Genomic DNA, 23,746 nt, shown 5'->3' with positions numbered 1-23,746 from the left:
GGTCATCCACCAGGTGAGTTCACTTGTCGAACGCGGCGAGGTGGCACTGAGTGCCACGCCTTCCAGAAGTGCAGCCACCTTGAAAGTGCTCATCTGAGCGCAACCCCGATCAAGGGTGGCGCGAATCACGCCCGCTTCGGACCCCGGATTTCAGGATCCGGACGCCTCGGGCAGTCGCTGAGCACCCCGGGGCGGCCTCTTCCAGGCTACGGGCGAAGGGCCGCCCCCGCGCGGGCTGCCACCACCGGCCGGTCCCGGCCCATGCCGGAGCGCCACGCCGCGCCGGACGTGGTCATGAGGGGGTGAGGTGGCGTACGAGGGCGGGTCGGTCCGGGCACGGGGCCCGGTGGACCGGGTCCGCGGGGGCCCGGGCCGGGATCAGCCGCCGGAGGTGTCCAGCTCCGCGTCGGCGCTGATGCCCGCGCAGTCGTACGGGTCCTTCAGCCAGCCGTCCGGCAGGACGACCCGGTTGTTGCCCGAGGTACGGCCGCGCGGCCCGTCGGCGCCGTCCGGCCAGGGCTGGTCGAGGTCCAGCTCGTGCAGTTGGCCGCTCAGCTCCTCCAGCGAGGAGGTGACCGCCAGCTTCTTGCGCATCTCCGAGCCGACCGCGAAGCCCTTGAGATACCAGGCCACGTGCTTGCGGAAGTCGATCACGCCGCGGGCCTCGTCGCCGATCCACTCCCCCAGCAGCGTCGCGTGGCGCACCATGACGTCCGCGACCTCGCGCAGGGCGGGCGCGTGCCGGGCCTCGCGGCCCTCCATGGCGTTCACGAGGTCGGCGAAGATCCACGGCCGCCCCAGGCAGCCGCGCCCGACGACGACCCCGTCGCAGCCGGTCTCGCGCATCATCCGCAGGGCGTCGTCCGCGCACCAGATGTCGCCGTTGCCGAGCACGGGGATCTCCGGGACGTGCTCCTTGAGCCGGGCGATGGCGTCCCAGTCGGCGGTGCCCCCGTAGTGCTGGGCGGTGGTGCGCCCGTGCAGGGCGACGGCGGTGACGCCTTCCTCGACGGCGATGCGGCCGGCGTCGAGGAAGGTGAGGTGGTCGTCGTCGATGCCCTTGCGCATCTTGATGGTGACGGGGAGGTCCCCGGCGTTGGACACGGCTTCCCTGAGGATGGCCCGCAGCAGGGGCCGCTTGTACGGGAGCGCGGAGCCGCCGCCCTTGCGGGTGACCTTGGGGACCGGGCAGCCGAAGTTCAGGTCGATGTGGTCGGCCAGGTCCTCGTCGACGATCATCCGGACGGCCTTGCCGACGGTGACCGGGTCCACTCCGTACAGCTGGATCGAGCGCGGGGTCTCGGTCGCGTCGAAGTGGATGAGCTGCATGGTCTTCTCGTTGCGCTCGACCAGCGCTCGCGTGGTGATCATCTCGCTGACGAACAGCCCCTTGCCGCCGGAGAACTCCCGGCACAGCGTCCGGAACGGGGCGTTGGTGATGCCGGCCATCGGGGCCAGCACGACCGGCGGCCGCACGGTGTGCGGGCCGATGCTGAGGTGCGGGAGGGCGGGGGCGAGCGTGGTCATGGCTCCATTGTCGCGTACGCCGAAGAGGTGACCGCCTCACACCGGCGCGACGGGAGCGGCAGCGCGCTCGACCGTGTCCGGAGAACGGCGCCCGCCTGCAAAAAGGCGGGGCGGCGAGCTCCTCCGACGCCCTCGTGGGGCACCGGGCGGGCCGGGAGCCCGAGGCGGGATCCGCCTCGGGCTCCCGGCCCGCCCGGCTCGCTCACATGCTGGCGAAGATGGCGCCGAGGACCATTCCGCCGACCAGTCCGACGGCGCTGATCACGATGGCGACCGTGGCGAGCCGCTCGTGCCGGACGGTCTTGGCGATGATGGCCATGACCAGCCCGCCCAGGGCGAAGACGATCGGCAGGAATATCAGCCCGATCACGCCGAGCACCATCGCGATGATGCTGAAGACGTTGCCTTCGGCGCCTCGCCGCGGCGTACCGTGATGCCCTTGACCGGTCGTCTGGTTGTCGTACTGCGTAGCCATCTGTCGCTCCTTCGGGACGATCGCGCCGAGTCCGGTCCCGAAGCGGACCGGCCTGTCGATCGGGTGCCCCGAACTCCGTTGCGTACACGGCTGTTCGGCCGCGCGCCGGGGTACGGCTCCGTGCGGTGCGGCCCCTCGGTCCGTCGGTCCGGGTGCCGCGGTCGGCAGTCCGGCGACAGGACCTACGGGGAGACCACGCCGGGCGCCCGGTCGGATTCGGTCCCCGCCACCGCAGGATTGCTCGACCGGGCCCATGAGAAAGACGTCAGCGGGCAGAAGCAGTCTCACACTCGGGGAGGCTGAGATGAGACGTGACCGGATGGGACTGGCCGAGGTGCTGGCGGCGGCGGAGAGCGCGGCCCCGGTGCACTCGATCGATGTCGTGGCCCAGAATCTGCGCACCCGGTTCGGGGCGCGGTACGTGTCGTTCCTCTTCGTCGACGTGGTGGGCAGCCGCCTCCTGCGGGTCAACGACACGGCCGACGACCGCCGGGCGGGCGCGGACCCGGCCGGCACCCGCCAGGAGCACCGGACCGGGCGCGTGCCGCTGGCCGGGAGCGGCGTCTACGACAAGGTCCTGCGCGCCCAGAGGACGGTGCTGGCGGAGGAGGACGGGCTCGGGCAGCGCGTGCTCGCGCCGGTCACCAACCGCGGCGACACCATCGGTGTGCTGGAGCTGTTCCTCGACGTCGTGACCGAGAGCGTGCTGGAACAGGTCGAGGAGGCCGCGCACGCGCTGGCGTACATCATCGTCACCGACCGCCGCTTCACCGACCTCTACCACTGGGGGAACCGCACCACGACGGTGAGCCTGGCGGCGGAGATCCAGCGGCAGCTCCTTCCCTCCGCCCCGTCCTGCGACGCGGCCGAGTTCTCCCTCGCCGGCGCACTGGTCCCGGCCTCCGACATCGCCGGGGACACCTACGACTACAGCCTCGACAACGACACCCTGCACCTGTCCGTCACCGACGCCATGGGCCACGACGTCGACGCCTCCCTGACCGCCACCCTGGTGGTGAACGCCTCCCGCGGCGCCCGCCGCGCCGGAGCGGACCTCGCCGACCAGGCCCGGCACATGCATCAGGCCCTCCTCGACCACGGGCGCCACGCCTACGCCACGGGCCAGTTGCTCCGTATCGCGCTCGACGGAAGCGGCGCGCAGTTGGTCAACGCGGGGCACCCGGGGCCGCTCCGGCTGCGCGGGGGCGCGGTCGAGGAGGTGGGTCTGGCCGTCAACATGCCGTTCGGCTTCACCGCGCAGGGCTCCTACGAGGTGCAGGACATCGACCTGCGCCCGGGTGACCGGCTCCTGTTGTTCACCGACGGCATGCAGGAGCGCGAAGCGGAGACGGTCGACCTGCCCGGCCTCCTGCTGCGGACCTCGGCCGAGCGTCCGCGCGAGGTCGTCCGCACCCTGGTCGCCGCGGTGGCCGACGCCTTCGGCGGCCGGCCGCCGAAGGACGACGCGACCGTCCTGTGCCTCGACTGGCACGGCCCTCGCGGCGGGCTCGCCGCTCGGGCGCCTCAGCCCGAACACCTGGGCCCGGCCTCTGAGCGCCCGGCCTTTGAACAAGACTTCTGAGCCGGGCCGCCGTGCCCCGACCGCGTCTCAGCCGAGGCGGGAGGCCTCCCAGGCCGCCTCGATCATCCGGAAGATCTCGTCCACGGCGGCCTGCGGATCGGCCGCCTCGCGGGCCAGCGCGTAGGCGTCGGTCGCGAACCTCGCGATCGTCCGGCAGGCCGTGGACGTCTCCGGTACGCCGAGATCGGCCGCGATGGCGGCGGCCAGCGACTCGGCGTGGCGCAGGCGCATCGACTCCTCGTACTCCCGCAGGGACGGCGAGGAGTCGATCATGTTCCGGACCGGGGCGGCCCCCGGCGCCGCGCAGTGGCGTACCTGGGCGTGGATCTCGCGGCGCAGCGCGGGAATCAGCGGATCGTCCGGAGTCCGGTCGGCGACCGCCCGGACGAGGCCCTGCTCGAAGCCCTGGTCCTGCTCGAACACCAACGCCTCTTTCGAGGCGAAGTGGGAGAACAGCGTGGTGACGGCCACGTCCGCCTCGGCCGCCACGTCACGGATGCCCACGGCGCCGTAGCCGCGTTCCAGGAAGAGTCGCAAGGCGGTGTCGGCGATCTTCTGGCGGGTCGCGGCCTTCTTGCGCTCGCGGCGCCCGGCGGGCTCGTTCATGCGCGAACGCTACCAAATACAAAACAACAACAGATACATAAAGCTAACCGTTAGTGCTACGGTCTGCCGCATGAAGAAAGTGAGCTTCGCCGCGTTCGGCGGCCCGGATGTCCTGCGCCTCATCGCCGCCGAGGAGCCCCACGCGGGCCCGGGCCGGATACGCGTCCGCGTCCGCGCGGCCGGAGTGAACCCGGTCGACTGGCGCATCCGTGAGGGCCAGGTCCTGGGAGCGCATCCGGTCGAACTGCCGTCAGGGGTGGGCCTCGACGCCGCCGGAGTGGTGGACGAGGTGGGCGAGGGCGTCGAGGGAGTAGCGATCGGCGACCACGTGTTCGGCGAGGGCTCCGACACGTACGCGGAGTTCGCCGTGCTGTCGGCGTGGGCCCGGATGCCGCAGGGCCTGACGTTCGAGGAGGCGGCGGGCTACCCGTCCGTGGTGGAGACCGCGCTCCGCGTCATCCGGGAGGTCGGGGTCCGCCCCGGTGAGACGCTGCTGGTCAACGGCGCGTCCGGCGGCGTCGGTTCGGCGGTGCTCCAGATCGCCCGCGACCGGGGCGTCACGGTCATCGGCACGGCGGGCGCCGCCAACCTGGAGTACCTCCGCGGCCTGGGCGCGCTCGCCACGACGTACGGCGAGGGCTGGGTCGAGCGGGTGCGGCAGCTCGGCCGCGTCGACGCCGCGCTCGATCTGGCGGGCTCGGGCGTGCTCGGCGAACTGGTCGAACTGACCGGCGACCCGCGGAAGGTGGTCACCATCGCGGACCTGGGCGCACCGGAGTTCGGCGTCCGCTTCTCCGGCGTGGCGGGGAGCGTGCCGGACGCGCTGGCCGAGGCGGTGGCGCTGATCTCACGCGGCAGGCTGCACATCCCGGTGGAGAAGTCCTACCCGCTCGCCGAGGCCGCCGCCGCGCACATCGACAGCCGGGCGGGGCACACGCGGGGCCGCCGGGTGCTGATCGTCTGAGCGGGCGGCAGGCCCTAGGGTGCCCACACCACGGCCGGCAGGGAACAGGGGACGAACGTGCTCGACTACGACGACGAGGCCCGGCACTACGACGCGTCGCGGGGTGGTGAACCGAGGGCCCGGGCGGCGGCGGAGGCGCTGGAGCGGCTCCTGCCGCACGGGCCTTGCACGGTCCTGGATCTCGCGTGCGGCACGGGCATCGTGACGGAGCGGCTCCGGCGTCCTGGGCGGACGGTGCTGGGCGTGGACCGTTCGCCCGGGATGCTGGGCCTCGCCGCGCGGCGGGTGCCGGGCGGCGTCGTGCGGGGCGACGGCGCACGGCTGCCCTTCGCCTCGGACGCGGTGGACGCCGTGGTGATCGTCTGGCTGCTGCACCTGCTGCCGGACCCCGTGCCCGTGCTGTCCGAGGCGGTCCGGGTGCTGCGCCCCGGTGGGGTGCTGGTCACCACCGTCGACAAGAACGACGCGTACTTCGCCGAGGACAGCGACATCGCCGAGGTCACGGCCGACCTGCGCCGCCGGTACGCGCCCCGGGTGCCCGACCGGTCCGACCGGTTGCTCCGGCTGGCGGCGGAACGGGGACTGGAGGCCGCCGGTCGGACGCGGTTCCCCGGCACGGGGCAGGGCCGCAGCCCCCGGAGCTGGCGCGAGGTGATCGAGGCGGGCAGCATCTCCTGGTGCACCCACGCGCCCCGGGACGAGGTGGCCGACGTGTGCCGGCGGCTCGCCGCGCTGCCGGACCAGGACGTGCCCCGCCCGGACCCGCTCTACCACCTCGTCGCCCTCACGTCATGACGCCCCGCGGGCGGTTGGGAGCCGCAGGGCCCAGGCGCCCGCACCGCGGGCGGCGGGGCGTGGGAGACTCGACCATGCCTGTGACCAACCCGTGGCTGGCCGGCCCCTCGCCCGAGAAGCGGCTCGATCGCGAGCGGCTGGAGGAACGCATCCTCAACCTGCTGTCGACGCAGAACATGTGCGTGCTCGCGACCGCCGGCCCGGACGGGCCCCTCGCGACACCCGTGCGGTACTTCCCCCTCGGCTTCGCGATCCTGTTCAGCACGGCGGCCGGTTCCCCGAAGATGCGGAACCTCGCCGCCGACCCCCGGGTGTCGGTGGGCGTCTTCGCACCGCTGGTCGGGCAGGCCAGCAGCCGGGGGGCCCAGATCTTCGGGCGGGCTCGCGTGCTGTCCGAGGACGACCCCGACTTCGCGCACTACTGGCCGGCCTTCCGCTGGCAGTCCGACCATGTGGAGCGGTCGCGTTCGCTCGACGAACCTCCGTCGGGCCCCCTCGTCGTGGTCGAGGCCGAGCGGATCGTCTACACGGAGCACTGGCTGCGGCGCGAGGGCTTCGCGCCGCGCCAGTTCTGGACCGGGCCGGACGACCGGTAGCCCGGCCGCGTCAGAAGACGGACAGCCCGGTCAGCGTGGTGAAGCGGGCGAGCGCCGACACGCCCGCCACCGAGTTGCCGCGCCGGTCGAGCCCCGGGCTCCATACGCACAGGGTGCACTCGCCGGGCACGATCGCGATGATCCCCCCGCCGACCCCGCTCTTGCCCGGCAGCCCCACCCGGTAGGCGAACTCTCCGGCCGCGTCGTACGTCCCGCAGGTGAGCATGACCGCGTTGACCTGCTTCGCCTGGCTGCGGGTCAGCAGCGCGGACCCGTCGGCCAGGGTCCCGCCCCGGGCGAGGAACCCCGCCGAGAGGGCCAGGTCCGCGCAGGACGCCTCGATCGAGCACTGGCGGAAGTAGGCGGCGAGCAGTTCGGGGACCGGGAGCGTGATGTTGTCGTAGGAGGCCATGAAGTGGGCCAGCGCGGCGTTGCGGTCGCCGAAGGCCGCCTCGGAGGCGGCGACCTCCGGCACGAAGTCGATGGCGGGGTTGCCGCTCTCCGAGCGCAGCAGCTCCCGCACCCGGCCTGCGGCGTCCCCGGTCAGTGCCTGCAGCCGGTCGGTCACCACCAGGGCGCCGGCGTTGATGAAGGGGTTGCGGGGGATGCCGTTCTCGTACTCCAACTGCACCAGGGAGTTGAACGGGTTGCCCGAGGGCTCCCGGCCCACTCCCCGCCATATCCGCTCGCCGTCCAGGGAGAGGGCCAGGGCCAGGGCGAACACCTTGGATATGGACTGGGTCGAGAACGGCTGCCGCCAGTCACCGACGCCGTAGACGGTTCCGTCGGGCTCGGCGACGGCCATGCCGAAGCGCCGGGGGTCGGCGCCGGCGAGCATCGGGATGTAGTCGGCGGGAGTGCCGTGGTCGGCGAGTGCGCCCATCTCCTCCGCGATGCGGCTGATGACGGAGCTGAAGCGGTGCGCTCCGGCGGGCGGAGCGGCACTGCCCGCCCGAGGGGCGGCGGAGGGGTGGGACACGGCGATTCCTGACGGCGAGAGGAGCGAGGAGGCCCGCCGGGCGGAGCCGGAAGCGGGCCGGCCCCCAGTCTGACGCCGCCCCCGCCTCAGGCCGAAGGGGCCCCTTCCGCCTCAGGCCGAACGGGCCCCTTCGAGCGGCCGGGGAGCGGCGGTGGACCGCACCCGTCGCCGGGCCCACCCGAGCAGGAGCAAAACGACGATCATGAGCACGGCGTTGGCCCCGTACTTGAGCACGGGAGACGCGTCGCCGAGCGGCTCGACGACGAAGGACAGGGCCGCGTTGACCACCAGGGCCGCACCGCACACGGCGAGGACGTGCACGGGTCCCCAGTCCTGGCGTCCCGACCACCACAGGAGCGCGCCGCCCGCCAGGGCCCACGCCGCGACGTTGAGCGCGACCCCGCCCCAGCCCGGCGAAGAGAGTTGGTGCGCGCCCATGAGCACCACGGCCCCGCAGCCGACCGCCCACGGCGGCGGCACCCGGCCCCCGCTCCCCCGGCCCCCACTGCCGTCGCCCCCGCCGGGACGCCGCCGCGGCAGCGCGAAGGCGGCCACGGCGAGTCCGAGAGCGAACAGGGCGACGGTGCCGAACTGCGCGGGCGTCGCCAGGAAGTGCTTGCTGTGCTCCTTGAAGATGACCAGCGCGCCCAGCCCGTACAGGACGACCATCACGGTGATGCCGGCCCGCCCCAGCCACGGCCGGTCCGCGATGCGCGGGACACAGGACTCCACGACGCCGATCGGTGCGCAGAAGCTCCAGATGACGTGGCCGCCGACGAAGCCCACCACGTGTTTGACGCTGACCCCGAGTCCGGCGACGAAGGTGGGCAACCGGTCGTCGTCCCAGGAAGCCTCGTCCACGAAGTCCGGGTTGAACAGGCTCTGGTCGACCACGCCCGCCTGGACCAGTCCGAACGCCGCGCTCAGCAGCAGCATCGTCGGCCACCCGCGCCCGGTCCGCCGAGCGGCCTCACGGATCAGCACCGCGACCGTGCCGTACAGCGGGCCGAGCACCAGCAGCCCGGTCAGCATGTCCAGCGGGTTGCTGATGATCTGGTCGTAGCCGATCAGGTACTCGGCACAGATCGGCGACAGGAGCAGCAGTCCGACCGCCGCTCCGATCCGGGTGCGCGCCGGTATGGGCGCCTGATCAGCCGTCATCGGTGCTCCTTCGGGTCAGGTGAGCCCGAATGAAATCATAAACCGAGTGCTCGGTCTATTATTGAGTGAGACACCATGGGGGCACACCAGGAACAGGGCGGCACGCCGGAGAGGTGACGACGACATGAGGACGGTCAACCCGGCCCGGCACAGGGCCCGGCGGCAGCACATCGTGGACGCGGCGGCGCGGTTGTTCGCCACGAAGGGCTTCGAGCGCACCACCACGGCGGAGATCTGCGGGGCCGCCGGGATGAGCGCGGGGAATCTGTTCCACTACTTCGCCAACAAGCGGGCGATCTTCCTCGCCGTCTTCGAGGACGAGAACAGCGACAAGGCGGCGCGGATGGCGGCGGCGGAGGTCGCCGAGGACCCGTGGAGCGCCCTGCTGGAGGTCGTCGACCTGCTCGCGGCGCCGGCGCGGGAGCCGCTGGCCCCCGCCCTGGTGATGGAGGCCATGGTCCAGGCGTACCGGGACCCGGAGGTCGAGGCGGCGCTGAGCCGCGACACCGCCGACGAGCAGAAGACGGTCGCCGTCCTCCTCCGCAGGGCGGCCGCGGCCGGCCTGATCGATCCGGAGCTGGACCCCGACGCCACGGCTTCCTGGGTCGTGACCCTGATCGCCTCGCTCTACACCGGCGCCGCCACCGACCCGGCGTTCAAGCCCGCCGAGCAACTCCCCACCCTGCGGCTGATCCTGACCCGCTATCTCCGCGCCGAAGCACGCTGAAGGGCTGTCCCGCGATTCCTGACGGCTCGGCGCACGGCGTCAGATGCGGTCGCCCGTCGCGTGGCGGAGACGCGCCCCCGGTGGCGGCCGGGGACGGCGGGGGCGGCTTCGCCCCGGCCCCGGTCCCGGCGGCAAGCCGGCGGGGGCCGCACACGCGGTCCGCCCCGGGGGCCGGGGCACGTTGGTGATCGTGGAGCTGTCCGCTCCTGGGGAGGACGGCGCCGAGCGATCAGGTGCTGGTCACTGATCCGCGAGGAGACCGGGCAGTCTGCGCATGTCGTCGAAGACGACGGTGCCGGGCCCTTCGAGCCGGGCCGCGGGGGTCATTCCCCCGTCGTAGGCGAATGCGCGCATGCCCGCGGCCCGGGCTGCCTGAAGGCCGTACTGGCTGTCCTCGACCACGGCACACGCCTCGGGCGCGACCCCCATCCGTCGCGCGGCGTGGAGGAACAGGTCCGGGGCCGGTTTGCCGTGCTCGACCTCGGTGGCGCTGTAGATGCGTCCCTCGAAGCGCGGGTGGAGATCGGTGATCCCCAGGGTGAAGCGCATCTTGTCGTGGCTCCCGCTGGACGCCACGCAGGTGGAGAGGTGCGTGAGCGCGTCGAGTGCCTCGACGATGCCGTCGACGGGCGCGAGTTCGGCGGCGAGCGCATCGCGGTAGAGGGGCTCGAACTCCTCCTCCCAGTCGGCCGGCAGGCTGCGGCCGAGGTGTTCCTCCATCTGCCGCGTCATCGACCGGTGGGATCGGCCCATGAACCGGTCGATGATCTCGGCTTCGGTGAGTTCCCACCCCATCCGGGCCAGGACGACGGCGTCCACGCGCACCGCGATGCGTTCGCTGTCGACGAGCACGCCGTCGCAGTCGAATATGACGAGTTCGATCGGTCGGATCACCCCCGCAGGATAGAGGGCCGGGCGCGTCACGAGGCGCGCAGCGGGCCGCCCGCCACTGGCGCGCCCGGACGATCGGGCGGCCCACCCACGCCGACGGTTCGGACCGTCCGGACGGGACACCGGGCGTGAACGCCCCACCTCGCCGGGGGGGCTCCCCACCCGCACGGTGCGGTGGGCACCACCTCGGACGGACCTGCTGACCGGATGGACCCGTTTCTCCTGATCACGGACGCTGAGCAGGTCGAACCCGCTCAGCCGATCGGAGAACCCGTGTTCCGCTTGACGTCCTCACGCCGTACGGTGGCGCGCGCCGCCGCAGTCGTCCTCGCCGGGGCGGCGTGCGCCGCCACGATGACCGGGAGCGCCGGAGCGATCGTCAACGGGGAGGATTCCCCACGGAGTTACGCGTTCATGGTGTCGATCCCGGTGACGGGTGCGGACGACCCGACGTTCAAGGGCGTCTGCGGGGGGTCGTTGATCGACCCGCGATGGGTGCTCACGGCCGCCCACTGTGTGGACCCGAGGCTCGTCACGCTGGACGGCACCGTCCGCATCGGCAGCGAGTGGAAGAACACCGGGGGCACGGTCCGGTCCGTCGCGAGGACGGTGTCCCACCCCGGCTACCGGAACGGCGAGAACAGCGGCCCCAACCGCGACGACATGGCCCTGATCCGTCTGAACCGCCCGGTCGCGGAGAAGCCCGTCCGGGTGGCGGACCGTCCGGGGCCGCCCGGCACCCCGACCCGGATCCTGGGCTTCGGCAGGACCGACGACGCGCCCGAAGCGCCCTGGGCCTTCCCCGACCGGCTCCAGGAACTCGCCACCCGCCGGGGGGCGGTGGCGGACTGCGCGCCGGGCTACGCGAACAGCACGCGCCTGTGCACCCTCAGCCAGGTGCCCGGGGCCATGGCGTGCAACGGCGACTCGGGCGGCCCGCAGCTCCAGCGGGACCGGAAGGGACGCTGGGAGCTCATGGGCGTCACCTCGGGTCCCGGCGCGCCGGGTGTGCGCTGCAGCGAGGGGCCGGGGCTCTACAGCAGCGCGCCCGCCCACGCGGGCTGGATACGACAGGTGACGGGCCGTCACGGCTGACTCCGGCCACCGGCTCCCCGGCGGGCCGTTCCCGGGCTCGTCCCCCGGCGGGCCGGACGGTCGGAGAACACCCGTACCCCGGCCGTCACGGAGCTCCTCGGCCTCACCTCACCGCTCACGGGATCTAGACTGCGGGGTCACCGAAGCGGCCCTCGCCGGCGTCCCGTGCCGGGTCGGCCCAGGAGGAGGGCACATGGGAACCCGGATCCTCGATGTCCCGGGCGGTCGCCGGGTCGACTGGGAGCTGGTCGACATCTACCCGGACAGTCCGCGCAGCTTCGGCCGGACCTACCGCCCGAAGGGACGACGCCGCCCGGGCGGGTAGCGGGAGGCCGCCTTGAGGTGCGGCGGCGGCCTCGGCCCGGGCCACGCGACGCGGAGCGCCGCGATGGCGGACCGGGGCCGGGGTGCGGGGCGGCGTCAGGTGGGTGGGGCGATGCCCAGGGCCCGCTCCGCGGCCTCCATCCGGCGGCGGCGACGGCGCATGGTCAGCGGGTTGACGAGGAGCAGGCACGCCATGACGAGGTTGTAGGAGGCACGTCCGTAGTTGCCGTCGACGACGAGGAACACGGCGCTGACGAACCACAGCAGCGCACCCCCTCCCAGGAGCCACCACACCCACCGGCGTGAGGAGGAGCCCAGCGCACGCCGCGTGCGTACGGTGATGTCGATCGCGGCCGCGCGCTCGGCGGGATCGTCCGGCGCCTGGCCGCGCCGGATCAGACGGCCCACCCGCAGGTAGCGGCGCGCGCTGATCCCGAACTTCGCCGCCCGGCGCCGGTGCCACCACCAGCTTCCGGCGTACGTGCCCGCGCCGATCAGGACGAAGGCCGCGGCGAGGAACAGCCCCCGCGGCACGTCCGTCTCGCCCTCGCCGGGGACCGCCCCCGCCAGGAAGCCCCCCACCGCCGCCACCAGCAGGACGGCGAGGAGGGGTCCGGCCAGGCTCCAGCGTCCCGCACCGTCGTGTGCTTCTCCGGCCGAAGTGGTCATGCCCCCGCCTTTCCCCCGCACGGCAACGTCGTGGCCTCAGGCCTGCTGGGGGTGGCCGCCGTCGCCCTCGATGACGAGCCGGTCCGTGCCCGGCTCGTCCGCCCCCTCGACCACCGTCACATCGATCACGCCGTCGCCGGTGGTGTCGAACTGGTAGAGGTCCGCTCTCCCGTCACCGGTGGTGTCCGTCATCCACACATCGGGCTTGCCGTCACCGTTGGTGTCGGCGCTGAGGAGGACGTGGTGCTCGTCCCCCTGGGTCGGGGCCACTTCTTCGGTGTGCGCGTTGGTGTCCATGGCGGCCGGTTGCCCCCGGGGCGCGGCTCGAAACCGGCGAAGGGCCCGCGCGACCGCCGCACGGGCCCGTCATCCGGTGTTTCCCCGGCCGGCGGTTCAGTGGCCGGGCCGCGCCGCGGTGCCGGAGTGGTCGATGACATTGCCGTTGCTGCAGTTGTTCCGGTGGTTGCCGGTCCAGTCGGACAGGGCGGGGACCACGGCGAGTTCCTGGACGCACACGTCCGCGGCCGTGAAGTTCCAGTTGTTCGCCGCGTTGACGCCACTGCCGAAGTTGCTGTCGTTGTCGGCGAAGGCGGGCGCGGCGGTGGAGGCGGACAGGGCTGCGGCGGCCAGCAGGCCGCACGTGATGATCTTTCGCATGGCTGATGAACGCGGACCGTCCCGTCAGGTCACGCGGCGATCACCCGTACGTGCCGGAGCCACGGGGGTCGTCCCGCGCCTGCCCCGTCCGCCCGGGTGCGGCGAAGGCGACCGCCCTCCGGTGCGAAGGCACGCACCGGGGGGCGGCGGTCCTCACCCGCCGCCCGCGAAGAAGCCGGTGCTGGCGACGGCGAGCAGCAGGTAGACCCCCGGGAAGGCGATGTTGTGGAGGACGTGCGTCCGGACGTGGACCACCACCGCTCCGACGAAGAACGCGGTCAGGCCGACCGCCGCCGCCAGGCCCAGCCGGTGGACACCCAGCAGACCGACGACGAGGCCCGCCGCACCCGCGAGTTTGAGCGTCGCCAGATACGGCAACGCCCTCGGCGGAACACGTACCTCCGCGGAGTTGGCCAGCACGAAGGGCGCCCGGACGTAGTTCGCGACCGCGTCGGACGCGTTCGCGACGGCGCAGAGCAGGGTGGCGATGAGCAGTACGGTGGTCATGTCCTCACCGGCTGTCGGCACATGGCATTCTCATCTCCTCGGGAGCCGCGCGGGAAGGCGCGGGCTGGAAGGCGTACGGGAAAAGGGGTCGACCACCCGTCCTGACGTCCGCCCGCCCCGGAAGGTGACACCCATGCCGATCACGGCCGAGGAGTTCGAGACCGCCCGACCACGGCTGCTGTCGGTCGCCCACCGCATGCTGGGCTCGGCCCAGGACGCGCAGGACGCCGTCCAGAGCGCATGGGTACGGGCCGCCACCACCCGCAGCTCCGCGGCGATCGAGAACCCGCCGGCCTGGCTCACGACCGTCACGGCCCGGGTCTGCCTGGACGAACTGCGTGCCCGACGCCGGCGCGACGAAGCGCCGTTGCTCGCGGACGCCGTCCCGGCGACGGACCCGGCCGCGGACGAGGCGTTCCTCCGCGCCGAGGACGTCTCCCGGGCGCTGATGGTCCTGCTGGACCGGCTGACCCCGCCCCAACGGGTCGCGTATGTGCTGCACGACCTGTTCTCCACACCGTTCGACCGGATCGCGGAGGTACTGGGCACGACCGTGCCCAACGCCAAGCAGCACGCCAGCCGAGCACGCCGGCGTCTGGCCCCCGGCCGACCGGAGGCCGAGGAGGCGGGCCGGGCGGACCAGGAGATCGTGGACGCCTTCATGGCGGCGGCACGGACCGGGGACACGAGCGGAATGATCGCGCTGCTCGCACCGGACTGCGTCCGTGACGCCGAGGCGGCGCTCCTGCCTCGGGGCGGTCGCACCACCGTGACCGGCGCGGCCGACATCGCCGCCGAGACCGCGCAGTTCCGCGATCGCATCCGGGCGGCCTGCCGCCTCACCGTCGACGGCAGGCCGATGTACGTGATCGCCCCGGGCGGGCACCCCTTCGCCACGATCGAGATCAGCACGGCGGGCGGACAGGTCACCCGCATCACGTTGCGGTCGGCACGGACCGAGGACCGGTTCGACGCACCCGGGCCCCCGAGTGTCCTCTGACACTTCGTCAGTCATCCCTGTTTTCGCCCAAGTCGCCCGTGAGGTGGGACATCCAGGGTTCTGCCGATATCGGAACCAAAGCTTCCCTACGCTACCGAGCATGACCATCCCCACGGAGCCCATCGGCAGCCTTCCGCGTTCCTCCGCGCTCGGCCAAGCCCTCACCGCCCACGCGAGCGGCCAGTTGGACGACAGCGACCTCGCCAAGCGGCAGGAACAGGCCGTCGCCGACACCCTGGCGCAGTTGGAAGGGACGGGCAGCCCCGTCCTGGTCGACGGCGAACAGGGCAAGCCCAGCTTCGCCACCTACCCGCTGGCCGGCCTGAGCACGCTGTCCCCGGACGGCGTGCTCATCCCGTTCGCCGACGGACACACCCGCCAACTCCCCTGCATCACCGAAGGCCCCTTCCGCTACCAGGTACGGGCCGAGACCTACTTGCGCGCCGCGCGGCAGCTCACCGACAAACCGGTGAAGCAGGCCGTCATCGCCCCGTCCGCCCTCAGCCTGCTGTACCCGGCGGCGCCCATCGACGGATACTCCCGCGAGGACTTCCTGCGTGATCTCGCCGACGAGGCGGAGGCCGACATCCGCGGGTGTCTGGACGCCGGCGCGCACGTCGTCCAACTCGACTTCACCGAAGGGAGGCTGTCGCTGAAGCTCGACCCCAGTGGTTCCGTGCTGGACGACTTCATCGCCCTCAACAACGAGGTCCTGGGACGGTTCGGTCCCGAGGAACGCACCCGTATCGGGGTGCACACCTGTCCCGGCGGCGACCAGGACTCGACCCACAGCCTCGACATCGACTACGCGGAGCTGCTGCCCAAGCTCTTCCAGCTCAAGGCGGGCAACTTCTATCTCCAACTGGCCAGCGAGGCGGACCCCGAGCGGGTCCTGGCCGTCATCCAGGAGCACCTGCCCCCGACCGCCCGGGTGTTCATCGGGGTGACCGACCCCATCGACCCTTCGGTCGAAACACCCGAGCAGGTACGTGACCGGGTGCTCCTGGCCGCGCAATACATCCCGGTGGACCGGCTGGGCACCTGCGACGACTGCGGCTTCGCCCCCTTCGCCGACGACGCCTCCACCTCACGCGACCTCGCTTTCGCCAAGATCGACGCACGGGTCAGGGGCACCGCCCTGGCTGCGGAGGCACTGGGTCTCTGACCCGACCCACCCTCTCGCGAACGCCAAATGCCCCACCGCGCCGTACACGGTGGGGCATCCGGTTGCTCGGTTCCTGCTGCTCGGTTCCTCAGACGGTGTCGAACGTCCCACCGCGAACGCCCGCGACGAACGCCGCGAAGGCGGTAGCGGGGACGGCGACCACCGGGCCGCCCGCGACCTTGGAGTCACGGACGGGGACGATGCCGCGCGAGGCGGCGAGATTCGCGGCGACCTCGATGCAGTCGCCGCCGTTGTTGCTGTACGAGGACTTGAACCATCGGGGGGATTCGGTCGTCACAGGGTGCCCTTTCGCAACTGGCTGATCTTGGCCACCGACGCCGTCTGCGACAGCGACGCGCCCTGAAGTTGATGGTAGGCCGTCAGTATGGGCAGCACGAAGGAGCTTTCTCGGTCTAGATGCCCAAGCGTCTGCGACTCGGCGTAGCAGATCACCGACCGGTCCGGCAGCGTCAGAATGTTGACCGGCAGGTCGAACGTCCGCTGTTCACCGATCTCGTACGGAGCCACCTGAAGCAGGGTGTTGGGCAGTTCGGCGAACTCCAGCAGCTGCTCCAGCTGGGCGTTCATGACAGTGGGGCCTCCGACCGGACGGCGAATGCAGCTTTCGTCCATGGTCACGAAGAGCATGGGCGGATTCGGCCGTGCCAGAGCCGCTTGGCGCTCCGCAAGGAAAGACACGCGATCGTCGGCCTGCTCCGGTGTGATCGCTCCCCTCCGTACGGCACTGTCGGCCAGGACCCGCGCGTACTCCGGCGTCTGCAACAGCCCGGGGACGATCCCGACTTGGTACAACCTGATCTCCACCGCCCGGCCCTCGTAGCGCACGTACTCCGGGAAGCCCTCCAGCAGGGTCAGGTCCTTCATCGCCTGGACCATGCGGCCGAACTTGTCGCCGGTCCCCAACGCTCTGTCAACACTTCTCGCGAAACGGGGAGTCGGAGGGCGCCGACCAGTTTCCACGGCCGAAATATGGGTTCCGGAGCACCCCATCCGTCCGGCTAACTCATCCTGTGTCCAGCCCCGCGCGTCTCTGGCCTGCCTCAACTGCAAGCCGAAGGAAACGTCGGGGTCTTCGGGGTCGAGCTGCTTGCGATTCACCATGCCGAAGCCCTAACTCTCTGAGCGAAATGCGCAGGTTGAAGACAGACCGACCCTAGGTCACGCTGAATCGCCCCGGTAGCCGAACGGCTACGGAGAGGAGCGATCGATGTACGGCGAGAACGTACGCCCGAATACACCCACGCCCTCCAACACCCCTGTCCCCGCCCTCGGAACCCTCCTGGTCGACACCAGCCGCGCCGACCGCGTGGGGGAGTTCCGAGGGGTCGCCGGCCCCTACTGGTCGCTGCGGCCGGTCGGGGGCGGCGCGGAGTGGGAGGCCGAGCCCGGCCATGTGCGGCCCGCGGTCCTGATAGAGCAGCTCCGCGCCCGTACCGCCCGCCTCAACGCCCGTAGCCGGGGCGAGGTCCTGTGAACGTCGCGCCGGCCGCCCGGCGGACCCCGCCGGTGCGCGTGGCGCGCGCGGCGGTCTACGCGGCCGAGGTCACCCTGTCCGACGGGGAGCGGTTCGCCTCGCTCGGCGGGGTCGTCGTGCGGAACCGTCGGCTCGTCCTCCTCTGGCTCCGGCGGCAGGCGCTCCGGCTGGCCCGCGGCCACGGGCTGCCCCCCGTGGCCGAATCCGTGACGCCGCCGACCCGCGATGTCCTCCCGGTCCGCTTCCACGGCGCGGACGCGCCCGAGGAGTTGCGTCGCTGGGCCACGGACGGCGCGCACCAGGACCACGCGATACGGGCCCTGGAGGCGGGGTTCCCCGCGTTGTTCACCGTCCTCGATCCCGCCGTCGGGCTGAGCCTCACGCTCGCCGGGTGGCGCGGCCACCCGGCCGACCGGTAATCCCGCCGAACGAACCGGAGTTGAACTCCTTGCTCCAGTGCACCGCCGTCACGCTCCTCCCTCCCGAAGCCCTGCTCCTGCTCCCCTCCGCCGGGGTGGACGACTCCGGCGATCCGGAGCCGTACGTCCTGTGCGAACTCGGCGAGCACGACGGCCCCCACACCGAACACGCCGCCTTCCTCCGACCGGGCCGGACGCCCGACTCGGCGGCCCAGTGGTTCTTCTGGACCGGCGACGGAACGGAACGCGCCCACCGGATCGACCGGGCGCCCTGGTGTCCCGCGCTCCTACGTCGGCTCAGCACCGACGTCGTGCGGCAGTGCTCCTTCTTCGACCACCACACCGCGCCCCACTCCTGGGACGTGGACGACCCGCTCGGCGACCTGGTCGCGGAGCGGCTCGTACCGGACGACTCCCCCGAAGGGTGACCCGTACCCATGCACCAGTGCACCGCCGTCGCGTTACTGCCGCCCCCCAAGCATGTGCTCGCCCTCTCGGCCCCGGGTCGCCGCCCGGAGGCCGGGCATCTGCTCTGCGAACTCGGGGAGGGCCACGACGCGGCGCACGCGTCGATGCTGTGGGACGAGGGCGGGCGGCCGGGAAGCGCCGTCTGGGCGCGGTGGCGGGCCGGTCGGGTACGGCTGCTGCCACTCCCCTGGTGCGCGGTGCGCGACCCCCGGAACGCGGACGCGGCCTGCGGCCTGTTCGCCGGGCATCCGCCGGGGCACGACTGGGAGGTGACCGACCCCACCGACGAGGCGATCACGCGGGAACTGGCCCGCAGCCACCCGCATCTGTTCCGGCGGTGACGCACCGCGCGCGGACGCGCGGACGTACGGGCGGGTGATCGGCCCGGATAACGGCCGTGGGCCCGGATCACGGATGATCCGGGCCCACGGCGCTGTCACGGCGCGATACTCGGGCGTCAGCTCTGCGCGGGCGACGCGTCCTGCTCGCCGGGCTCGGCGGCGGTCGTGGCCGCCTGGGCCTCGGCGCGCTCACGCATCTTGCGCACCAGCTCCTGCTTCTTGTCCTCGGCGGCCTTGCGGTCGGCGCCTCGCGCGGAACCCGCGCCCTGCTGTTCGGCGCGGGACAGCTTCTTGCGCTGTCCGCCGACACCGAGGAGGTTGTTGCGGCTCTTGGCCATGGTGTTCTCCCATGTGACGTGTGAAGTGAATCAGGTGAACGTGATCGGGGCCGGTCGCGCCGGTCCCGGGCTGCGGCGGGGTGTGCGCACCCGCCGCGCTCTCACTCGTAGATCTGGAAGAACGAAGACATACGGAGACCGTACCGCGCCCCCGGAGCGCCCCGCACCCGGTTTTCCCGCCGCCCGGAGCGTCAGCCGCCCCGGAACACGGGCCGTCCGTGGGCGGCAGCCGTCCACGGCCTCCGGCCGCGCGGGTCTCAGGCCGTCGGGTCGACCGTCGCCTGATGGGCCTCGGCCAGGTGCTCCTCGGCCTTCAGCCAGGGCAGGAACTGCGCCGAGCGACGCCAGGCGCAGGTGGAGCAGCTCAGCTGGCGCGTCACGCCCGACTTCCGCACCCGCACGACGTGTTCACGGCCGTGCTGGTCCCATCTGCTGACCTTGCTGGTGGTGATGGACGGCATCGCGTACCTCCCGGAACGGCGGCGGGGGCTCCGGTGGACCGTACGACGAAGCCCCCGGTTCCGTACCCGGAACCGGGGGCCTCACGCACACGTGCGGGTGTCAGCAGCCGAGCAGACGCGAGCCGAGGTACGCCTGGATCTGGTCCAGGGAGACGCGCTCCTGCTTCATGGTGTCGCGCTCGCGCACGGTCACCGCGTTGTCGTCGAGGGTGTCGAAGTCGACGGTGACGCAGAACGGGGTGCCGATCTCGTCCTGACGGCGGTAGCGGCGGCCGATGGCGCCGGCGTCGTCGAACTCGATGTTCCAGTTCTTGCGCAGGTCGGCGGCGAGGCCCTTGGCCTTCGGCGAGAGCTGCGGGTTGCGGGAGAGCGGCAGCACCGCGACCTTGACCGGGGCCAGGCGGTGGTCGAGGCGCATCACGGTGCGCTTCTCCATGACGCCCTTGGCGTTGGGGGCCTCGTCCTCGACGTAGGCGTCGAGGAGGAACGCCAGCATCGCGCGGCCGACACCGGCCGCGGGCTCGATGACGTACGGCGTCCAGCGCTCGTTGGCCTCCTGGTCGTAGAACTGGAGGTCGGTGCCCGACGCCTCGGAGTGCGCCTTGAGGTCGTAGTCGGTGCGGTTGGCCACGCCCTCCAGCTCGCCCCACTCGCTGCCGCCGAAGCGGAAGCGGTACTCGATGTCGGCGGTGCGCTTGGAGTAGTGGGAGAGCTTCTCCTTCGGGTGCTCGAACCAGCGCATGTTCTCCTCGCGCATGCCGAGGTCCGTGTACCAGTTCCAGCGCTGGTCCATCCAGTACTGCTGCCACTCCTCGTCCTCGCCCGGCTTGACGAAGAACTCCATCTCCATCTGCTCGAACTCGCGGGTCCGGAAGATGAAGTTGCCCGGAGTGATCTCGTTCCGGAAGGACTTGCCCATCTGCGCGATGCCGAACGGCGGCTTCTTGCGCGAGGTCTGCAGCACCTGGCCGAAGTTGGTGAAGATGCCCTGCGCGGTCTCGGGGCGCAGGTAGGCGACCGAGCCGGAGTCCTGGGTCGGGCCGAGGTGGGTGGAGAGCAGGCCCGAGAACTCCTTGGGCTCCGTGAAGGTGCCCTTGTTGCCGCAGTTGGGGCAGTTGAGGTCGGCGAGGCCGTTGACCGGCGGCTTGCCGTGCTTCTCCTCGTACGCCTCCTCCAGGTGGTCGGCGCGGTAGCGCTTGTGACAGGAGGTGCACTCGGTGAGCGGGTCCGAGAAGGTGGCGACGTGTCCGGAGGCGACCCAGACGTCCGGGGCAAGGATGACCGACGAGTCGAGACCGACCACGTCCTCGCGCGCGGTGACCATGTAGCGCCACCACTGGCGCTTCAGGTTCTCCTTCATCTCGACGCCCAGCGGCCCGTAGTCCCAGGCGGCGCGCTGACCACCGTAGATCTCACTGCAGGGGTAGACGAAGCCACGGCGCTTGCTCAGGCTGACGATGGTGTCGATCTTGTCGGCGGCCACGGTGCTCTCTTCATACGACGATGACGAACGGCGAATAGCTCAGGTTACCGGCGCGCGCACCCCTCGAATCAAATCGGTGGGCGCCCGTGGACGGCCCGTGCCACCACCTCGTGATCTTCCGGGCATCTCATCCGCCTTGTTGACAATCGTTTCCACTTTAGTTGAAAATGAGTGTCATGAACGTACGCCGCCTCATACCCAGCACCGCCGTCGCCGGAGCAGTCGTCCTCGGCCTGACCGCTCTCTCGGCCTGCTCCACCTCCGACGCAGCGGACGGGGGCAACGGCGACAAGCTGAAGGTGACGGCGTCGTTCTACCCGATGCAGTTCCTGGCCGAGAAGATCGGCGGCGAGCACGTCGCGGTCACCAGCCTCACCAAGCCGGGCGTGGAACCCCACGACCTGGAGCTCACCCCCCGCCAGATCGGCTCCATCAGCGAGTCCGACTACGTGCTGTACCTCAAGGGCATCCAGCCCGCCGTGGACGACGCGATCAAGCAGTCCGGTGTGAAGAACACCGTCGACGCCGCGACCCTCACCACGCTGGAGAACCACGGTTCCGAGGTCAGCGGCCACGACCACGGCGAAGAGGGCGACGAGCACGGCCACGAGGGCGAGGAAGCCCACGAGGAGCACTCCGAGGGCGACGGCCACAACCACGGCGAGGAGGGCGGCGCCGACCCGCACATCTGGCTGGACCCGGTGAAGTACGCCGAGGTCGCCAAGGGCGTCGGCACGTCGCTGGAGAAGGCCGACCCCGACCACGCCGCCGACTACAAGAAGAACACCGACGCCCTCGTCGCCGAGCTGGGCGAGCTGAACACGGCGTACGAGACCGGGCTGAAGAACACCGCCACCAAGACCTTCATCACCACCCACTCCGCCTTCGGCTACCTCGCCGAGCGCTACGGGCTCACCCAGCAGGGCATCGCGGGCATCGACCCCGAGGCCGAGCCGAGCCCCGCCCGGATCCAGGAGATCCACACCATCGCGGAGAAGGAGAAGGCCACCACGGTCTTCTTCGAGACCCTCGCCAGCGACCGGACCGCGAAGACCCTCGCGAAGGACACCGGGCTGAGGACCGGCGTCCTGGACCCGCTGGAGGGAATCACGGACAAGTCCCGGGGCGCTGACTACATCGAGGTCATGGAGTCCAACCTCGCCGCGCTGCAGAAGGCGCTCGGCGCGAAGTGACCCGTACCACCCGCATCACCCCTGGATCGGAGGCACTCATGCCGGAGCGTGAGAGCACCACCCGCGAGCCCGTGGCCGGCCACGAGGCCGTCATCGCCCTGCGCGGGGCCACCGCCACCCTCGGCGCGCGCCCCGTGCTGCGCGGGGTGGACCTGACGGTGCACCGCGGCGAGGTCGTCGCGCTGCTGGGCGCCAACGGTTCCGGCAAGTCCACCGCCGTGCGGTCCGTCATCGGGCAGGTCCCGCTGACCGGCGGCACCGTCGAGCTGTTCGGCACCGAGCTGCGCCGCTTCCGCCGGTGGGGCCGGATCGGGTACGTCCCGCAGCGCACCACGGCCGCGGGCGGGGTGCCCGCCACGATCCGCGAGGTCGTCGCCTCCGGCCGGCTGTCCCGTACGGGGCTGCGGTGGCCCGGGAAGGCGGACCGGGCGGCCGTGGAACGGGCCATCGAACTGGTGGGCCTCGCCGACCGCGCCAAGGACTCCGTGAGCGCCCTGTCCGGGGGCCAGCACCAGCGGGTGCTCATCGCCCGCGCCCTGGCCTCCGAGCCGGAACTGCTGATCATGGACGAGCCGATGGCCGGGGTCGACCTGGCCAGCCAGGAGATCCTCGCCTCGACCCTGCGCGAGCAGGTGGCGCTCGGCACCTCCGTACTGCTCGTGCTGCACGAGCTGGGACCGCTGGAGCCGCTGATCGACCGGGCCGTCGTCCTGCGCGACGGCTGCGTGACGCACGACGGGCCGCCGCCCGAGGCGCTCGGCCAGCACGCGCTGCCCGGCCACGACCACGTACACCCCCACGCGGCCGCCGAGCCCCTCCGAACGGGACTGCTGACCTGATGATCTTCGAATTCCTGAACCCTCCCTTCATGCAGCGGGCGCTCATCGCGGCCGTGCTGGTCGGCATCACCGCGCCCGCCATCGGCATCTACCTGGTGCAGCGCCGGCAGGCCCTGATGGGCGACGGCATCGGGCACATCGCCATGACCGGCGTCGGCCTCGGCTTCCTGCTCTCCACCAGCCCCGTCTGGATGGCCACCGCCGTCGCCGTCGCCGGCGCGGTCGTGATGGAGCTGATCCGCTGGTACGGGCACACGCGCGGCGACCTCGCCCTGGCGATGCTGTTCTACGGCGGCATGGCGGGCGGCGTCATGCTGATCAACCTGTCCGACACCGGCTCCAACGCCAACCTGACCTCGTACCTCTTCGGCTCGCTGGCCACCGTCTCCGAGTCGGACGTCATCGCGATCTGCGTACTGGCCGCGTTCGTGGTGCTGGTCACGGTGGGGCTGCGGCGGCAGTTGTTCGCCGTCAGCCAGGACGAGGAGTTCGCCCGGGTCTCCGGGCTGCCGGTGCGGGTGCTGAACCTGCTGATCGCGGTGACCGCCGCCGTGACCGTGACCGTCGCGATGCGGGTCGTCGGCCTGCTGCTGGTCAGCGCGCTGATGGTGGTGCCCGTGGCAGCCGCCCAGCAGATCACCAAGTCCTTCAAGGTCACCTTCGTGCTGGCCGTGGTGATCGGCACGGCCGTCACCCTCACCGGCACCGTGACCTCGTACTACCAGGACGTCCCGCCCGGCGCGACGATCGTGCTGCTGGCCATCGCGGTGTTCGTCGCGCTGACCGCCCTCGCCGCCCCGCTCGCGAGACGGCGGGCACGGGCGAGCGAGACGAAGGGCGCCGAGTGCACCCTGGAAGTACCGGGGGCCCGCCGGGAGCGGGACGACGTACGGGTGTGACAGCGGTGCGTGTGACCGAGTCGTACCGTACGTGTTCGCCGGTGGCGCCCGGTCGGGCTGGCACAATGGCCCGACACATGTACGGGCGAC

31 protein-coding genes are annotated in these 23,746 nt (G+C 71.8%); 16 read left to right on the top strand and 15 right to left on the bottom strand.

From position 1 onward, the window contains the following. Positions 1 to 378: 378 nt before the first annotated feature. Both dusB and DTB53_RS28570 read right to left on the bottom strand, forming a co-directional pair. Positions 379 to 1,527: a tRNA dihydrouridine synthase DusB gene (dusB, locus tag DTB53_RS28575; RefSeq protein ID WP_012381046.1), complete on the bottom strand. Its 1,149-nt coding sequence runs from the start codon at positions 1,525 to 1,527 to the stop codon at positions 379 to 381. Positions 1,528 to 1,729: 202 nt separating this feature from the next. Beyond that, positions 1,730 to 2,002, bottom strand: coding sequence for a hypothetical protein (locus DTB53_RS28570; protein WP_003969310.1), 273 nt, complete (start codon positions 2,000 to 2,002; stop codon positions 1,730 to 1,732). Positions 2,003 to 2,306: 304 nt separating this feature from the next. On the opposite strand from DTB53_RS28570, the gene DTB53_RS28565 reads away from it, so the two are divergent. Beyond that, a complete protein-coding gene (locus tag DTB53_RS28565; protein WP_042497233.1) occupies positions 2,307 to 3,584 on the top strand; it encodes a PP2C family protein-serine/threonine phosphatase in 1,278 nt (425 codons plus the stop codon). Positions 3,585 to 3,611: 27 nt separating this feature from the next. Here the strand turns inward: DTB53_RS28565 and DTB53_RS28560 are convergent, their stop codons facing one another. Next, on the bottom strand, positions 3,612 to 4,190 hold the full coding sequence (locus tag DTB53_RS28560) for a TetR/AcrR family transcriptional regulator (protein WP_012381044.1): 579 nt from the start codon (positions 4,188 to 4,190) through the stop codon (positions 3,612 to 3,614). A gap of 70 nt (positions 4,191 to 4,260) precedes the next feature. On the opposite strand from DTB53_RS28560, the gene DTB53_RS28555 reads away from it, so the two are divergent. From DTB53_RS28555 to DTB53_RS28545, 3 genes are all read left to right on the top strand, one after another. Then, positions 4,261 to 5,154: an NADP-dependent oxidoreductase gene (locus DTB53_RS28555; protein ID WP_012381043.1), complete on the top strand. Its 894-nt coding sequence runs from the start codon at positions 4,261 to 4,263 to the stop codon at positions 5,152 to 5,154. A 57-nt stretch (positions 5,155 to 5,211) separates the two neighbouring features. Next, entirely contained in the window at positions 5,212 to 5,949 is a 738-nt protein-coding gene (locus DTB53_RS28550; protein ID WP_012381042.1) for a class I SAM-dependent methyltransferase, read from the top strand. 74 nt (positions 5,950 to 6,023) lie between these two features. Further along, the gene (locus tag DTB53_RS28545) at positions 6,024 to 6,545 is read left to right on the top strand and encodes a pyridoxamine 5'-phosphate oxidase family protein (RefSeq protein ID WP_042497230.1); all 522 of its coding nucleotides are present in this window, start codon (positions 6,024 to 6,026) and stop codon (positions 6,543 to 6,545) included. A 10-nt stretch (positions 6,546 to 6,555) separates the two neighbouring features. Here DTB53_RS28545 and DTB53_RS28540 read toward each other — a convergent pair whose 3' ends face one another. Both DTB53_RS28540 and DTB53_RS28535 read right to left on the bottom strand, forming a co-directional pair. Beyond that, positions 6,556 to 7,524 (bottom strand): glutaminase, encoded by a 969-nt coding sequence (locus DTB53_RS28540; protein ID WP_003969305.1) that lies wholly within the window; start codon positions 7,522 to 7,524, stop codon positions 6,556 to 6,558. A 111-nt stretch (positions 7,525 to 7,635) separates the two neighbouring features. After that, a complete protein-coding gene (locus DTB53_RS28535) occupies positions 7,636 to 8,685 on the bottom strand; it encodes an AF_0692 family protein (protein WP_012381040.1) in 1,050 nt (349 codons plus the stop codon). 124 nt (positions 8,686 to 8,809) lie between these two features. On the opposite strand from DTB53_RS28535, the gene DTB53_RS28530 reads away from it, so the two are divergent. Beyond that, on the top strand, positions 8,810 to 9,412 hold the full coding sequence (locus DTB53_RS28530; protein WP_003969303.1) for a TetR/AcrR family transcriptional regulator: 603 nt from the start codon (positions 8,810 to 8,812) through the stop codon (positions 9,410 to 9,412). A gap of 240 nt (positions 9,413 to 9,652) precedes the next feature. On the opposite strand, the gene DTB53_RS28520 is transcribed toward DTB53_RS28530, so the two are convergent. Beyond that, positions 9,653 to 10,306: an HAD family hydrolase gene (locus tag DTB53_RS28520; protein ID WP_012381039.1), complete on the bottom strand. Its 654-nt coding sequence runs from the start codon at positions 10,304 to 10,306 to the stop codon at positions 9,653 to 9,655. A 204-nt stretch (positions 10,307 to 10,510) separates the two neighbouring features. On the opposite strand from DTB53_RS28520, the gene DTB53_RS28515 reads away from it, so the two are divergent. After that, positions 10,511 to 11,398, top strand: coding sequence for a S1 family peptidase (locus DTB53_RS28515; RefSeq protein ID WP_012381038.1), 888 nt, complete (start codon positions 10,511 to 10,513; stop codon positions 11,396 to 11,398). Positions 11,399 to 11,591: 193 nt separating this feature from the next. Further along, positions 11,592 to 11,723, top strand: a complete 132-nt coding sequence (locus DTB53_RS37600) for a hypothetical protein (protein ID WP_012381037.1) — start codon at positions 11,592 to 11,594, stop codon at positions 11,721 to 11,723. A gap of 95 nt (positions 11,724 to 11,818) precedes the next feature. Here the strand turns inward: DTB53_RS37600 and DTB53_RS28505 are convergent, their stop codons facing one another. From DTB53_RS28505 to DTB53_RS28490, 4 genes are all read right to left on the bottom strand, one after another. Beyond that, complete coding sequence (locus DTB53_RS28505) at positions 11,819 to 12,391, bottom strand: hypothetical protein (RefSeq protein ID WP_042497227.1); 573 nt, start codon at positions 12,389 to 12,391, stop codon at positions 11,819 to 11,821. Positions 12,392 to 12,427: 36 nt separating this feature from the next. Further along, a complete protein-coding gene (locus DTB53_RS28500) occupies positions 12,428 to 12,688 on the bottom strand; it encodes a hypothetical protein (RefSeq protein ID WP_003969299.1) in 261 nt (86 codons plus the stop codon). Between the two features lie 96 nt (positions 12,689 to 12,784). After that, a complete protein-coding gene (locus tag DTB53_RS28495) occupies positions 12,785 to 13,048 on the bottom strand; it encodes a hypothetical protein (RefSeq protein ID WP_003969298.1) in 264 nt (87 codons plus the stop codon). Between the two features lie 153 nt (positions 13,049 to 13,201). Further along, positions 13,202 to 13,555, bottom strand: a complete 354-nt coding sequence (locus DTB53_RS28490; protein ID WP_012381035.1) for a DoxX family protein — start codon at positions 13,553 to 13,555, stop codon at positions 13,202 to 13,204. Between the two features lie 133 nt (positions 13,556 to 13,688). Between DTB53_RS28490 and DTB53_RS28485 the strand changes: the two genes are divergently transcribed. Both DTB53_RS28485 and DTB53_RS28480 read left to right on the top strand, forming a co-directional pair. Further along, positions 13,689 to 14,555: a sigma-70 family RNA polymerase sigma factor gene (locus tag DTB53_RS28485; RefSeq protein WP_012381034.1), complete on the top strand. Its 867-nt coding sequence runs from the start codon at positions 13,689 to 13,691 to the stop codon at positions 14,553 to 14,555. 100 nt (positions 14,556 to 14,655) lie between these two features. Then, complete coding sequence (locus DTB53_RS28480) at positions 14,656 to 15,720, top strand: cobalamin-independent methionine synthase II family protein (RefSeq protein WP_012381033.1); 1,065 nt, start codon at positions 14,656 to 14,658, stop codon at positions 15,718 to 15,720. 88 nt (positions 15,721 to 15,808) lie between these two features. Here the strand turns inward: DTB53_RS28480 and DTB53_RS28475 are convergent, their stop codons facing one another. Continuing rightward, positions 15,809 to 16,018 (bottom strand): DUF397 domain-containing protein, encoded by a 210-nt coding sequence (locus DTB53_RS28475; RefSeq protein WP_012381032.1) that lies wholly within the window; start codon positions 16,016 to 16,018, stop codon positions 15,809 to 15,811. Continuing rightward, positions 16,015 to 16,842, bottom strand: a complete 828-nt coding sequence (locus tag DTB53_RS28470) for a helix-turn-helix domain-containing protein (RefSeq protein WP_012381031.1) — start codon at positions 16,840 to 16,842, stop codon at positions 16,015 to 16,017. Before DTB53_RS28470 ends, DTB53_RS28475 begins: the two co-directional genes overlap by 4 nt. A gap of 106 nt (positions 16,843 to 16,948) precedes the next feature. On the opposite strand from DTB53_RS28470, the gene DTB53_RS28465 reads away from it, so the two are divergent. The 4 genes from DTB53_RS28465 to DTB53_RS28450 are packed head-to-tail and all read left to right on the top strand — an operon-like array spanning position 16,949 to position 18,443. After that, a complete protein-coding gene (locus DTB53_RS28465; protein ID WP_012381030.1) occupies positions 16,949 to 17,215 on the top strand; it encodes a hypothetical protein in 267 nt (88 codons plus the stop codon). Beyond that, positions 17,212 to 17,634 carry a hypothetical protein gene (locus tag DTB53_RS28460; RefSeq protein ID WP_012381029.1) on the top strand — a complete coding sequence of 141 codons (423 nt, stop codon included), beginning with the start codon at positions 17,212 to 17,214 and terminating at the stop codon, positions 17,632 to 17,634. The genes DTB53_RS28465 and DTB53_RS28460 overlap by 4 nt, the downstream gene beginning before the upstream one ends. A gap of 20 nt (positions 17,635 to 17,654) precedes the next feature. Continuing rightward, complete coding sequence (locus tag DTB53_RS28455; RefSeq protein ID WP_012381028.1) at positions 17,655 to 18,062, top strand: hypothetical protein; 408 nt, start codon at positions 17,655 to 17,657, stop codon at positions 18,060 to 18,062. Positions 18,063 to 18,071: 9 nt separating this feature from the next. Beyond that, positions 18,072 to 18,443 (top strand): hypothetical protein, encoded by a 372-nt coding sequence (locus DTB53_RS28450; RefSeq protein ID WP_012381027.1) that lies wholly within the window; start codon positions 18,072 to 18,074, stop codon positions 18,441 to 18,443. A gap of 116 nt (positions 18,444 to 18,559) precedes the next feature. Here DTB53_RS28450 and DTB53_RS28445 read toward each other — a convergent pair whose 3' ends face one another. From DTB53_RS28445 to DTB53_RS28435, 3 genes are all read right to left on the bottom strand, one after another. Beyond that, the gene (locus tag DTB53_RS28445) at positions 18,560 to 18,781 is read right to left on the bottom strand and encodes a DUF6243 family protein (protein WP_012381026.1); all 222 of its coding nucleotides are present in this window, start codon (positions 18,779 to 18,781) and stop codon (positions 18,560 to 18,562) included. A gap of 257 nt (positions 18,782 to 19,038) precedes the next feature. Next, positions 19,039 to 19,242 carry a hypothetical protein gene (locus DTB53_RS28440; protein ID WP_003969285.1) on the bottom strand — a complete coding sequence of 68 codons (204 nt, stop codon included), beginning with the start codon at positions 19,240 to 19,242 and terminating at the stop codon, positions 19,039 to 19,041. Positions 19,243 to 19,342: 100 nt separating this feature from the next. Continuing rightward, positions 19,343 to 20,725, bottom strand: coding sequence for a glycine--tRNA ligase (locus tag DTB53_RS28435; RefSeq protein ID WP_003969284.1), 1,383 nt, complete (start codon positions 20,723 to 20,725; stop codon positions 19,343 to 19,345). A 176-nt stretch (positions 20,726 to 20,901) separates the two neighbouring features. Here DTB53_RS28435 and DTB53_RS28430 point away from each other — a divergent pair, with 176 nt between their 5' ends. From DTB53_RS28430 to DTB53_RS28420, 3 genes are read left to right on the top strand one after another with little or no spacing between them, the layout of a single operon-like run. Further along, the gene (locus DTB53_RS28430) at positions 20,902 to 21,918 is read left to right on the top strand and encodes a metal ABC transporter substrate-binding protein (RefSeq protein WP_012381025.1); all 1,017 of its coding nucleotides are present in this window, start codon (positions 20,902 to 20,904) and stop codon (positions 21,916 to 21,918) included. Between the two features lie 38 nt (positions 21,919 to 21,956). After that, on the top strand, positions 21,957 to 22,757 hold the full coding sequence (locus DTB53_RS28425) for a metal ABC transporter ATP-binding protein (protein WP_042497223.1): 801 nt from the start codon (positions 21,957 to 21,959) through the stop codon (positions 22,755 to 22,757). After that, positions 22,757 to 23,656 carry a metal ABC transporter permease gene (locus DTB53_RS28420; protein ID WP_003969281.1) on the top strand — a complete coding sequence of 300 codons (900 nt, stop codon included), beginning with the start codon at positions 22,757 to 22,759 and terminating at the stop codon, positions 23,654 to 23,656. Before DTB53_RS28425 ends, DTB53_RS28420 begins: the two co-directional genes overlap by 1 nt. Positions 23,657 to 23,746 lie beyond the last annotated feature (90 nt).

The sequence above is a fragment of the Streptomyces griseus genome (assembly GCF_900460065.1).
Classification (GTDB): Bacteria; Actinomycetota; Actinomycetes; order Streptomycetales; family Streptomycetaceae; genus Streptomyces; species Streptomyces griseus.
This window is presented reverse-complemented; position numbering and strand designations above follow the sequence as displayed.

Coding starts and splice junctions, on each gene's coding strand:
- dusB (WP_012381046.1), bottom strand. CDS start 1,527: ATGACCACGCTCGCCCCCGCCCTCCCGCACCTCAGCATCGGCCCGCAC.
- DTB53_RS28570 (WP_003969310.1), bottom strand. CDS start 2,002: ATGGCTACGCAGTACGACAACCAGACGACCGGTCAAGGGCATCACGGT.
- DTB53_RS28565 (WP_042497233.1), top strand. CDS start 2,307: ATGAGACGTGACCGGATGGGACTGGCCGAGGTGCTGGCGGCGGCGGAG.
- DTB53_RS28560 (WP_012381044.1), bottom strand. CDS start 4,190: ATGAACGAGCCCGCCGGGCGCCGCGAGCGCAAGAAGGCCGCGACCCGC.
- DTB53_RS28555 (WP_012381043.1), top strand. CDS start 4,261: ATGAAGAAAGTGAGCTTCGCCGCGTTCGGCGGCCCGGATGTCCTGCGC.
- DTB53_RS28545 (WP_042497230.1), top strand. CDS start 6,024: ATGCCTGTGACCAACCCGTGGCTGGCCGGCCCCTCGCCCGAGAAGCGG.
- DTB53_RS28535 (WP_012381040.1), bottom strand. CDS start 8,685: ATGACGGCTGATCAGGCGCCCATACCGGCGCGCACCCGGATCGGAGCG.
- DTB53_RS28530 (WP_003969303.1), top strand. CDS start 8,810: ATGAGGACGGTCAACCCGGCCCGGCACAGGGCCCGGCGGCAGCACATC.
- DTB53_RS28515 (WP_012381038.1), top strand. CDS start 10,511: ATGGACCCGTTTCTCCTGATCACGGACGCTGAGCAGGTCGAACCCGCT.
- DTB53_RS37600 (WP_012381037.1), top strand. CDS start 11,592: ATGGGAACCCGGATCCTCGATGTCCCGGGCGGTCGCCGGGTCGACTGG.
- DTB53_RS28505 (WP_042497227.1), bottom strand. CDS start 12,391: ATGACCACTTCGGCCGGAGAAGCACACGACGGTGCGGGACGCTGGAGC.
- DTB53_RS28500 (WP_003969299.1), bottom strand. CDS start 12,688: ATGGACACCAACGCGCACACCGAAGAAGTGGCCCCGACCCAGGGGGAC.
- DTB53_RS28495 (WP_003969298.1), bottom strand. CDS start 13,048: ATGCGAAAGATCATCACGTGCGGCCTGCTGGCCGCCGCAGCCCTGTCC.
- DTB53_RS28490 (WP_012381035.1), bottom strand. CDS start 13,555: ATGACCACCGTACTGCTCATCGCCACCCTGCTCTGCGCCGTCGCGAAC.
- DTB53_RS28485 (WP_012381034.1), top strand. CDS start 13,689: ATGCCGATCACGGCCGAGGAGTTCGAGACCGCCCGACCACGGCTGCTG.
- DTB53_RS28480 (WP_012381033.1), top strand. CDS start 14,656: ATGACCATCCCCACGGAGCCCATCGGCAGCCTTCCGCGTTCCTCCGCG.
- DTB53_RS28470 (WP_012381031.1), bottom strand. CDS start 16,842: ATGGTGAATCGCAAGCAGCTCGACCCCGAAGACCCCGACGTTTCCTTC.
- DTB53_RS28465 (WP_012381030.1), top strand. CDS start 16,949: ATGTACGGCGAGAACGTACGCCCGAATACACCCACGCCCTCCAACACC.
- DTB53_RS28450 (WP_012381027.1), top strand. CDS start 18,072: ATGCACCAGTGCACCGCCGTCGCGTTACTGCCGCCCCCCAAGCATGTG.
- DTB53_RS28445 (WP_012381026.1), bottom strand. CDS start 18,781: ATGGCCAAGAGCCGCAACAACCTCCTCGGTGTCGGCGGACAGCGCAAG.
- DTB53_RS28440 (WP_003969285.1), bottom strand. CDS start 19,242: ATGCCGTCCATCACCACCAGCAAGGTCAGCAGATGGGACCAGCACGGC.
- DTB53_RS28430 (WP_012381025.1), top strand. CDS start 20,902: ATGAACGTACGCCGCCTCATACCCAGCACCGCCGTCGCCGGAGCAGTC.
- DTB53_RS28425 (WP_042497223.1), top strand. CDS start 21,957: ATGCCGGAGCGTGAGAGCACCACCCGCGAGCCCGTGGCCGGCCACGAG.
- DTB53_RS28420 (WP_003969281.1), top strand. CDS start 22,757: ATGATCTTCGAATTCCTGAACCCTCCCTTCATGCAGCGGGCGCTCATC.